This is a genomic window from Synechococcus sp. SYN20 (assembly GCF_014279555.1).
Lineage (GTDB): Bacteria > Cyanobacteriota > Cyanobacteriia > PCC-6307 > Cyanobiaceae > Synechococcus_C.
The window spans coordinates 471,039-481,012 of the sequence record NZ_CP047959.1; the positions used below are offsets into that span (position 1 = coordinate 471,039).

A 9,974-nucleotide genomic window follows, 5' to 3' on the forward strand; every position below is an offset into this window, starting at 1 on the left:
CTGATGGGCGAGTGAGCCATGACGACCGAGCGCATTACCGACGACTTAAACCGACTCATCTCTTTGCTTCCTGCAGAGCTCCAAGCCTCGTTGGCTTCGCCGGAGTCGAGAGACCAACTCCTTGAGGTTGTCCTCGACCTTGGACGTGTCCCAGAAGCCCGTTATTCCGGTTGGTCGATCCCTCTTGGAGACAGCAGCATTACGCGTGCTGATCTGAAGGCGATGGTGGAACGTCTTGGTGAGTTTGGTTCCGACAACAGGGCGGGTATTGAGCGAACCTTGCATCGCATCAGTGCCATTCGTAATCGTCGAGGTGAAGTGGTGGGCCTGACCTGCCGCGTTGGGCGCGCTGTGTTTGGGACGGTGGAGATGGTGCGCGATCTTCTCGATAGCGGTGACTCCTTGCTTCTCATGGGCCGGCCTGGGGTCGGTAAAACCACGGCTTTGCGCGAGATCGCTCGTGTGCTCGCCGATGACCTGGGAAAGCGTGTCGTGGTGATCGATACCAGCAATGAAATTGCCGGGGATGGTGATATCCCTCATCCAGCGATTGGTCGAGCGCGGCGCATGCAGGTGGCTCGACCAGAGCTTCAGCATCACGTGATGATCGAGGCCGTGGAAAACCACATGCCCGAAGTGATCGTCATAGATGAAATCGGTACCGAGTTGGAGGCGCGTGCAGCCCGCACGATTGCTGAACGGGGTGTGACCTTGGTGGCGACAGCGCACGGAAATGCCCTGTCCAATTTGATCAAAAATCCCACTTTGTGTGATCTCATTGGCGGCATTGAATCCGTCACCCTTGGCGATGATGAGGCTCGCCGTCGTCGCAGTCAGAAAACGGTGCTCGAACGGGCAGCGGAACCCACCTTCACCATGGCTGTGGAGATGCACAGTCGCAGTCGCTGGGCTGTTTATCGAGAGGTGGGACGAGCGGTTGATGCCTTGCTGCGCGGGCAAGTGCCCAGTTCTGAAGAGCGAAAAATGGCTTCGGATGGACGCGTTCTTCGAGTGAAATCTCTCCAGGTGTCGCCCTCGCCCTTAAGGCGTCCTTCCTTGGCGCCGGTTCCGCTTCCAGACCCCGTGGATTCAACCCCAGGTCAATCCTTAGGAGTGGGTGTTGCGCAGCCAGAAAGGATGATGCCTCAGGCACCGCCCAAGTTGTTCCAGGTTCTGTGTTGCGGCCTGAGTGAGCAACGGCTGGATGAAGCGGTTCGCCGTCATGACTGGGCTGTTCAGGCCGTGGAAGATCTGATGCAGGCCGATGTGGTGCTGAGCGTTCGCCAAGGCCTTGGCCGTCAACCTGAACTGCGTCGTCAAGCGAGAGACGCTGGTGTCCCGATTTTGGTGATCAAATCCGACACCCTTCCTCAAGTGGAGAGGGCTTTGGAGCGTCTGTTGATGCGACGTGATTCAGGTGTAAGCCATCGAGACGCAGCGGACTCTGGTGATCAGTTCGACGCCTCTGCCGCTCTTGAGGAATGCCGCTTGGCTGTCGAGCAAGTGGTGGTTCCGCAGGGTCGTCCCGTGGAGCTCCTTCCCCGCAGCGAAGACGTGCGCCAAATGCAGGCAGACCTTGTGACTCGCTATCGGCTTCGCAGCGATGTATACGGCAGCAGTGGCCAGCGGCGCCTGAGAGTATTTCCACCCTGAATCAGGGATTGGTTGTGAGAGGTGGATTGACGAAGGTCACTATGTTGTGGGTAACTATGTATGCGCTAGCAGGGATCACCAGTTTGGTGGTGCTGAGCTGGGGTTAATGGGCCGTCGCCAAGCGGTAAGGCAGCGGGTTTTGGTCTCGCCATTCCTAGGTTCGAATCCTAGCGGCCCAGTTTTTCCGGATTTCCGGTGTCGTTGCAGCCTCTCCTCGTTTTCGATTTCGATGGGGTGATCCTCGACGGGATGGATGAGTACTGGTCGAGTTCTCGAAAAGCTTGTCTATCCCTTCTCCAGGGAGTGCTTTTGCCTGAGCAAACACCGAGTCGCTTTCGTCAATTGCGCCCCTGGGTTCATCACGGCTGGGAGATGGTCCTGATCGCTGCGTTCCTTCAAGAGTCAGACGGACCGTTGCAACGTCTTGGTGTTGATGCTTTCGCCGCGGACTATGACCAACAGCTTCGAGCTGGTCTCGATCGGTTTGGCTGGAAACCGTCGCTGCTACAAGACTCTCTCGAGCGTGTTCGTCGTCAGGCCGTCTCGGGCGATCGTGCTGGTTGGGTGGCCTTGCATCGGCCGTTTAAAGGGGTGCAGGAGCGTTTGGCTGGGTTGGAGGAGGAGGGTGTGGCTTGGTCTGTGCTCACCACAAAAGGGCGAGATTTCACGGATGAGTTGCTTGATGCGTTTCAGCTTCGACCCGTACGCCTCGATGGCAGAGAGTCCGGCCCAAAGCCTGAGGTGTTACTCCGCTTGCGCCGCGAATGGGCGCTAAAGGGTTTTGTGGAAGACCGGCGGGCCACCCTTGAAGTGGTGTTGGAGACCCCTGGGCTTGAAGGCCTGAAGTGCTTTTTGGCCGATTGGGGATATCTGCGTCCGGCCGACCGAGAGGGTTTGCCGGAAGGGCTGGATTTGCTCTCAACCAGCAAATTTGCAGCCCCCTTGGCGATCTGGCCCTGATTCGATAACGTACATGTGTACTAGGTGAGACAAGTGGCGTTAGTCGGGGCACTGGATGATCTGTCCAGTGTTATGTCGACTTCAGTTTGCGGATCTTCCGCTGGCTGAATCGGCGACCTGCGGCACCTGTTTGCTCCTTAACTGTTCATTGCTATGCCAGCCGACGTGAAAGCCTCTCATTCCTCCGCAGGAGATCCCCGTCCAGGTGAGAGGGATAAAGCCTTGGACCTTGTGCTCGGTCAGATCGAGCGAAATTTTGGCAAGGGCTCAATTATGCGTTTGGGAGATGCCTCCCGGATGCGGGTGGAAACCATCTCCACGGGCGCTCTCACCCTCGACCTTGCCCTTGGCGGTGGGTATCCCAAGGGGCGAGTGGTGGAGGTTTACGGGCCTGAAAGTTCAGGCAAGACCACACTCACGCTGCATGCCATCGCTGAGGTGCAAAAGCGTGGAGGGGTGGCGGCATTCGTCGACGCTGAGCACGCCCTAGATCCTGTCTATGCGGCTTCCCTTGGTGTTGATGTAGAAAATCTCCTGGTCTCCCAGCCAGATACGGGTGAGATGGCCCTTGAAATCGTCGATCAGCTCGTTCGTTCTGCCGCTGTTGACATCGTGGTGATCGACTCCGTCGCTGCGTTGACGCCTCGGGCTGAGATTGAAGGAGAGATGGGTGATTTGTCTGTTGGGGGCCAAGCTCGCTTGATGAGTCAGGCCATGCGCAAGATCACTGGCAACATCGGTAAATCCGGTTGCACCGTGATCTTCCTGAACCAACTTCGTCTGAAGATCGGAGTGACCTATGGCAATCCTGAGACCACAACGGGTGGAAATGCGCTGAAGTTCTACGCCTCAGTGCGGCTTGATATTCGCCGGATCCAAACTCTCAAACGTGGCACTGAGGAGTACGGCATTCGGGCGAAAGTGAAGGTGGCGAAAAACAAGGTGGCGCCTCCGTTCAGGATTGCCGAATTCGATATTCTTTTTGGGCGTGGCATCAGTACGCTCGGATGCATTCTCGATCTGGCTGAGGAAACAGGAGTCGTCACGCGTAAAGGGGCCTGGTACAGCTACGAGGGCGACAACATTGGCCAAGGTCGTGACAACACAATTGGTTGGCTCGAGCAAAACCCCGAAGCCAAGGACGCCATCGAAGTGCTTGTGCGTCGGAAGTTGACCGAAGGATCGGAAGTGACCTCGAATTCGATGCGCCCTTTGGCTGCTGCGGCTCGCTCAGCGGCTGCAAAGCCGTTGGCGAAACCTGCTGATACGGATAAAAAGTCCCTTGCTGATGGGGCTGCTTAACGGCTTGCGATTTCAGGGGTGCTGCCCATTGCGGAGCGCTCCTGAATGGAGGTGGCGATTCGTTGAAGCTCCTGAATGGCTTCAGCACCCTCAAACTTCACGAGTTCGCGCCCATTACGGGATTCAACCCAGCTAATTCCGAAATCGGACACCAGAAAACGCACGAGGTGCTGATCGCCGAGTTCGGCCACGAATGAAGCGCCATTTCCGTCAGGGCTGTGGCCGTCATTGCAGCTGTAGCAAGTGGCAACGATCCCTTGCTTTTGAAGACTTGAAGCAAGGGCATGAAGGCTCATGACCAAATCTTTGACGACGGAGCGGTACTGATCGGCAAGGCGTGAAAACATCACGGATGTCCGGAAAACCTTTAGCAAGCCTAAAGGTTTTGACTGGTTTCCGGTTGCGCCGCTTCTGGCTGTACTGGCTTCGGTCGGTGGGTTATGGCATGTCGGAGAGCGTCCACCAGCCTGCCGCTGGCCCAATAAAACGCACCACGATCCAAAGAACCACGAGTCCTCCGATCCCAATCCAGGCCCCCTTTGTTGTGAGGGCAACGAATTGCTGGGATTGGCTCCGGGTTAATGGCAGCCAGGCAACGATTCGCTCGCTGTCCTTGGGGTCTGTTTTGCGTTGCTTTGGAGGTAGTCCCAAGCTGGTGCGACGTCGAGCTTCTCCCATCGAGGCAGGCTAGTGAGCAGATCTCAAGACTAGGGACGGTGTCAGTCCGGTAACAGCCTCTGCAGAGGAGACCAGGGCTCGAGGGCTCGTAGGACCTGTTTGCCCCAGCTGCGTGCGCGGACCCTTCCATCCAAAATGGCGAGCCGTCCGCCGCTCTGCCTGAGGGGGGTGATTGCTGGAACCAGCTTTGCTAGAGCCTCCGGCAGAAGCAGATCGCGGAACCAATCCTGCCCCAGTTGTTTCAACGATTCCACCCGAGCGGCTGTGAGCGGATCTTCCAGGCTGGACACAGGAAGTAGGGCAATGATGAGCTGATCCAGGGCCGGTAGCTGGTTCTGATGGTCCATCCACCAAGACCAACCGCAGCAGATCACTCCGTTGACGTCCGGCGCTGTGTCTTGATGAATCACTCTGCTGCCAAATTCTCCAGCGAGTTCGGTGGTGAGTTTTTGCCTGAGCCCTGGATCGTCCAGCAAAACAACGGTCAGCCCACGACGCCCAAGAATTAAGCGCCGGCATTGATCAAGAAGGTGCTCCGCATAGATCGCCGTGTTCGGCAACGGTTGTCGTCTGGGTGCGAACAAACGCAGCGGTTCCGTACGCATTCGATCGTGGAGCTGGATGTCCACCACGGCCCCTGTTTCTGTTGACTTCCCACCGGTCCGTCTGATTCGCTCCAGAGAGACGCCATCCGTTTGAAGAAGAATCGAGGGGTGTTGCTCCAGCAGGCCATGAAGGGTTTGGAGCGGCTCCAGGGGTTGGAGAGTCCAGGTCCATTGCAGCAGGTGTTGATCGAGGTGTGCCCAGCTGGCCCACTGCGAAGGTTGGAGGGTCAACAATTCAGTCCAGGGCTCTGGCGCAGCCCCAAGCAAACCGATCAAGTCGCGCAGGCTCACCAACGCGCTACCTGGCATTGGGAGGTCGCAAGTGGATCGGCTGGAGGCGGCGAACAATTGGCGGCTGAGCCGTTCGTGGAGGTCGAGGAGTGCAGGACCTGCTGTTGGGTAGGCCTGACGTAACCGATCCCAATCCTGGGTTTCGATGCTGAGTTCCATCGCTTCGCGCAGATGCTGAGCCAAAGATTCCGCTTCAGGAATGATCAACTGATGCGAAGGTTTGAAGCCGCGGCGTCGGTGAACGTTGACCAGTTCGGCGGGAGAGAGCAGCCAGAGTTGTGAGCCGGGAGGAGCCGTGCTGCCGCTCCAACAGGCAAGCCTTAATCCTCCCTGGCGCAGACGAGGCAGTTCGACATGAAGGAAGCGTTGCCGTTGGCGTTCATCAAGCACCAACACGCAGTCTTGGGATTTCAGGCAAAGAGGAACAAGCAACCCCAGCCACCAGCGATCCCGCTCTCCAGCAGACAAGCGAATGCGGGTGCGATCTTGTCTGCGCAAGCTGCGACCGATCAGACGGCTGAGCGTTAGGTGGTGCTCCCAAGGCATCTCCTCCAGATGGAGAAGCTGCTTGAGCTGCTGATGGGCTTGAACTTCCAGCATTAAATGAGCCTAAGCAGTGCACTGAACGTGTTTGGTTCAGGTGGATTGATCCATCAACATGGGCTAATGAGCGAAATCGATCCGATGGATCAGGGGCAAGGGGCGCAGCCATGGTCGATCGATCGTGTTGGCGTGGTGGGGATGGGGTTGATCGGTGGCTCGATCGCCCTTGATCTCAGCCAGCAAGGGGTTGAGGTGCAAGGCCTTGTTCACCGTGAAGTCACGGCGGAGCGGGCCCGCAGCAGAGGGCTGGCTCCCTTGGTCAGCACCGATCCCAGCTGTCTTCAGAATTGCGACCTGGTGATCCTTGCCCTCCCTTTGGAGTCGTTGCTGAGTCCCCAAGAAAGCCTGATCAAGGCCATCCCCGAGCGGGCGGTGGTCACTGATGTGGGCTCGGTGAAGGCAGAGGTGCTGGCGGTTTGGCGCGATCTTCATCCGCGCTTTGTGGGGAGTCACCCCATGGCAGGAACGGCTCAAGCAGGCGTTGATGCTGGCCTGACGGGACTTTTTTGTGGCCGTCCCTGGGTGTCAACACCTGAGTCATCCACGGATGCGTCAGCGCTTGCGGTGATCCAGCAGCTGGCCGACCGTCTCGGCAGCCACTGGCTTACCGCTGATGCTGCCCGTCATGACCAGGCCGTGGCGTTGATCTCCCATCTCCCTGTCATCGTTAGTGCTGCCCTGTTGCGAGCGGTAGGAGAAGAACGTGATCCTGCTGTCCTCGAACTGGCCAGGACTCTGGCCTCAAGCGGCTTTGCCGACACCAGTCGCGTTGGGGGTGGCAACCCGGCCCTCGGGACTGCAATGGCGTCACGCAACACCCAAGCGGTGCTTCGTTCTTTAGCGGCGTATCGCTGGAGTTTGGAGCAGCTCGAAGAAGCAATTCTTGAGGGGCATTGGGCTCAGCTCGAGAAAGAGCTGGAAAAGACGCAATCGCTAAGACCGCAGTTTCTTTCGGATTAACCGAGGGCTTTAACTGTGCAGCTGGAGGGTTTGACCGCGTTGAGCCAGCAACTGCCTACAGGCCATGAGGGCAGACAGGGTGACCCCGGCCGTTCCCTCACCTGGATGAATGGAATCTCCACAAAGCCAGAGCCCAGGCATCGGGGTGCGGCTTGCCAGGCCAAAGGGTCCGAAACGACTGGGGGATTGCCCCAAGCCACCGACGATGCCGTTTGGCCGTCCGGTCCAGCGGAGAAAGCCCCGCGGTGTCGCCAGCTCTTGATGACGCCAGGTGTGTTCCGACAAGCCCAAGGCGGCTTCCACCGTGCTGCGGATCTTGGCTTGACAGGCTTCTTTTTTGCTTTGGTACTCGGCTTCTGAGCCTGAGAACCATCCCTTAGGGGTCGTAAACACGCTGGCAATCACGGTGGATTGCCCTTTCGGAGCCCTGCCGTCTCCCTCACGGCTGATGGAGATAAAGACAGAGCCAGGATCGCTTGCATCGCGTTGCCAATGGCCTGGACAGTCGTCCGGTAGATCCGCCCTGTCGATGGCGCCATAAAACACCAGGGCCCCACTGGGAGCCACGAGCTCAGTGAGGTGTTGGCGATAGGGCGCTGGCATGGGGGTCTGGTCAGCGTTGCCTTGAGGAACGATCAATTCAGGCAGGCACTGAGGAGGGAGCGTGCTGATCACATCGCCAGCTCGAAAGATCTGCTCCTTTCGACCTGGTCCTTCGACGCGTAGTTGCCAGCCTGAACCATCTGCGTTTTGTTGAAGTTGCTGCACGCGGTGACGCAGAAGCATGGTTCCTCCATCGCGCTTCAACCCAGCTGCCAGCGATTCACTCAGCACCTGCATCGATCCGTGGAGGTGCCACAGGCCAAGAGGGGCTTGGCACATTTGCAACACCGTCGCTCCGTAAAGCGCTGCGGTTTGATCGGCAGGTTGTTGGGAGTAAAGCCTGAGCTGTAGATCGAGAAAACGACGCAGGCGTTGATCACTGCCGCATCCAGACAGCGTTAGGAGGTCTTTAACTGTGCAGAGGCTTAGGGGGGCACTGAGCAGATTTCCTGGATGGATTGCAGCAAGCGTTTGCTTTAAATCCCAGCCATTTCGAATCGGTAAAACAGGGTCGGAACCAGCAAATTGCCAATTGCTCTGGTGAAGAAAACTGCACAGCTGCCAGAACCTTTCGCTTCCTGGAAAGTGTTGTTGTCGTTCCTCCTGCCAGCGCTGGGGATCATGCCAAAGGCGCACGGGGGCTGACCCATCGGCTAGGTCAACCACGCAGCCTGGATCAAGCAGTTCGGCCCCTGGGAGAGGAAGATTCAGATGTTGAAAGATGCGGGCGTGGCTGCCACCAGGTTCGAGGCCTGCCACTTGGGTGGCACCCACATCAAAGGTGTACTCCCCTCTCCGGAAGGTCCCTGCACAGCCCCCCGGCTGATAATGCGCTTCCAAAAGGGTGACTGAAACACCGTCGTGTGCCAGCAGAGCCGCTGCAGTGAGTCCAGCGATGCCACCGCCGACCACGATCACGTCGTCGCGTTTTTGCATCAGGTCATGCTGACAGCTGAGTTAGGGGGATCGTGAATGCGAACGCAACTGCTGGAGGCGTTGCAAAACGATTGTGCTGAGCTGCAGGGCTGTCAGTGCACGAGCCTGGAGCCCGTTGGCAGTTCTTCCACTTGGCGTGCGGAGGTATCGGATGGGAGATCGCTCTTCCTCAAGCTGGCATCACCAGCCATGCTCAAGGTGGAATCACGGGGGCTCCGCTCCCTGAAGCATTGGGCAGACCCTGCGCTTTTGTTGATCCCTGATCCGCTTGCGATGGTCCCAGTGGGAGAGCTTGCTGCCTTGATTTTGCCCTGGCTTGATTTTGGGCGAGGGGATCAATATGAGCTTGGACGAGGCTTGGCTCGCCTTCATCGAACCTCTGCTGATGCTGGGATGGATCGATTTGGTTGGGATGAAGAAGGTTTTATTGGCTTAGGTCCTCAACCATCTGGGTGGTTGTCGTCTTGGGGAGACGCGTTTGTGACCTTGCGGCTGACCCCTCAGCTTCAGCTGGCATCAAGCTGGGGCTTGGCTCTTGATCAACTCGAACCTTTGTTAGCCGCAACACGGGTTTGGTTGGATCAACATCAGCCCCTGTCCTGTCTCGTGCATGGCGACCTTTGGGGTGGAAACGCTTCAGTGCTCGCAGACGAGCGGGGAGCACTGATCGATCCAGCCTGTTGGTGGGCTGACCGGGAGGTGGATCTGGCGATGACCCGATTGTTTGGAGGATTTAGTGCCCGATTTTATGAGGGCTATCAAAAAGAGTGGCCCTTGGATCCCGGCTATCGCGATCGAATCGACCTTTATAACTTCTATCACTTGTTAAACCACGCCAACCTGTTCGGTGGTGGCTACAAAAACCAATGCCTCATGGCAATCAAAGCCATGAGGTCAATGGTGTTGTAAATGAGAGAGGATATTGAACTGGCTTTAGCCGAGGTATTCGCTGCGGATGGTTTGAACCCGATTCACCAAAGCGGTGCGCTTATCGCTTGTGGTGAGATTTTTCCAGCTCCATTGGCCCACCACTACAACACCGAGAAGCTCGAGGAGCCCTGGTACGACAGGGAGAAGATTGATGGTGTCGAGAATGCCCTTGATCAGGATTTGAGCAACGATGACAGCTGCAAAAATGCCAACAACTTTGCCGATGCGACCGGCTTGGCTCCAATCCACCTTGTCGAGGGTCTCGTTGACTTTTCCGAGGATCTCGCTGTAGCGCTCAGAAAAATTAGCGGTTTCTGTGTTGGTAGAAGGTTCGCTGGTGTTGGCGGTCCAAGTTGACTCACTCGCCGGCGTGGTGGTCTCCTCGCTCATGTCACTAATGCTCGGGGCAGATTTTGGCTGAGAGTATCGGGCTTTCTTCACAAGCGCCATCCC

Annotated in this window: 10 protein-coding genes and 1 tRNA gene; 6 read left to right on the forward strand and 5 right to left on the reverse strand. The window is 57.4% G+C overall.

What is annotated here, in order from left to right:
* The first annotated feature begins 18 nt into the window (after positions 1–18).
* From SynSYN20_RS02400 to recA, 4 genes are all read left to right on the forward strand, one after another.
* Positions 19–1,653, forward strand: coding sequence for an AAA family ATPase (locus SynSYN20_RS02400; RefSeq protein ID WP_186524587.1), 1,635 nt, complete (start codon positions 19–21; stop codon positions 1,651–1,653).
* A 107-nt stretch (positions 1,654–1,760) separates the two neighbouring features.
* Positions 1,761–1,832: transfer RNA gene (locus SynSYN20_RS02405), tRNA-Gln, on the forward strand.
* A 16-nt stretch (positions 1,833–1,848) separates the two neighbouring features.
* The gene (locus tag SynSYN20_RS02410; protein ID WP_186524588.1) at positions 1,849–2,613 is read left to right on the forward strand and encodes an HAD family hydrolase; all 765 of its coding nucleotides are present in this window, start codon (positions 1,849–1,851) and stop codon (positions 2,611–2,613) included.
* A gap of 153 nt (positions 2,614–2,766) precedes the next feature.
* Positions 2,767–3,915 (forward strand): recombinase RecA, encoded by a 1,149-nt coding sequence (gene recA, locus SynSYN20_RS02415; RefSeq protein WP_186524589.1) that lies wholly within the window; start codon positions 2,767–2,769, stop codon positions 3,913–3,915.
* On the opposite strand, the gene SynSYN20_RS02420 is transcribed toward recA, so the two are convergent.
* The 3 genes from SynSYN20_RS02420 to SynSYN20_RS02430 form a co-directional block, all read right to left on the reverse strand.
* Positions 3,912–4,262 carry a DUF1815 family protein gene (locus tag SynSYN20_RS02420; RefSeq protein WP_186524590.1) on the reverse strand — a complete coding sequence of 117 codons (351 nt, stop codon included), beginning with the start codon at positions 4,260–4,262 and terminating at the stop codon, positions 3,912–3,914. The two genes, recA and SynSYN20_RS02420, sit on opposite strands and share 4 nt — an antisense overlap.
* A 91-nt stretch (positions 4,263–4,353) precedes the next feature.
* Positions 4,354–4,593, reverse strand: coding sequence for a DUF2839 domain-containing protein (locus SynSYN20_RS02425; protein ID WP_186524591.1), 240 nt, complete (start codon positions 4,591–4,593; stop codon positions 4,354–4,356).
* 41 nt (positions 4,594–4,634) lie between these two features.
* Positions 4,635–6,089, reverse strand: a complete 1,455-nt coding sequence (locus SynSYN20_RS02430; protein WP_186524592.1) for a helicase — start codon at positions 6,087–6,089, stop codon at positions 4,635–4,637.
* A gap of 66 nt (positions 6,090–6,155) precedes the next feature.
* Here SynSYN20_RS02430 and SynSYN20_RS02435 point away from each other — a divergent pair, with 66 nt between their 5' ends.
* Positions 6,156–7,052, forward strand: coding sequence for a prephenate/arogenate dehydrogenase (locus tag SynSYN20_RS02435; protein ID WP_255476335.1), 897 nt, complete (start codon positions 6,156–6,158; stop codon positions 7,050–7,052).
* 9 nt (positions 7,053–7,061) lie between these two features.
* Here the strand turns inward: SynSYN20_RS02435 and crtD are convergent, their stop codons facing one another.
* Positions 7,062–8,591: a C-3',4' desaturase CrtD gene (gene crtD, locus SynSYN20_RS02440; RefSeq protein ID WP_186524593.1), complete on the reverse strand. Its 1,530-nt coding sequence runs from the start codon at positions 8,589–8,591 to the stop codon at positions 7,062–7,064.
* Between the two features lie 36 nt (positions 8,592–8,627).
* Here crtD and SynSYN20_RS02445 point away from each other — a divergent pair, with 36 nt between their 5' ends.
* Positions 8,628–9,500, forward strand: a complete 873-nt coding sequence (locus SynSYN20_RS02445; RefSeq protein WP_186524594.1) for a fructosamine kinase family protein — start codon at positions 8,628–8,630, stop codon at positions 9,498–9,500.
* 24 nt (positions 9,501–9,524) lie between these two features.
* On the opposite strand, the gene SynSYN20_RS02450 is transcribed toward SynSYN20_RS02445, so the two are convergent.
* Complete coding sequence (locus SynSYN20_RS02450) at positions 9,525–9,911, reverse strand: CAAD domain-containing protein (RefSeq protein WP_186524595.1); 387 nt, start codon at positions 9,909–9,911, stop codon at positions 9,525–9,527.
* Between the last annotated feature and the right edge of the window lie 63 nt (positions 9,912–9,974).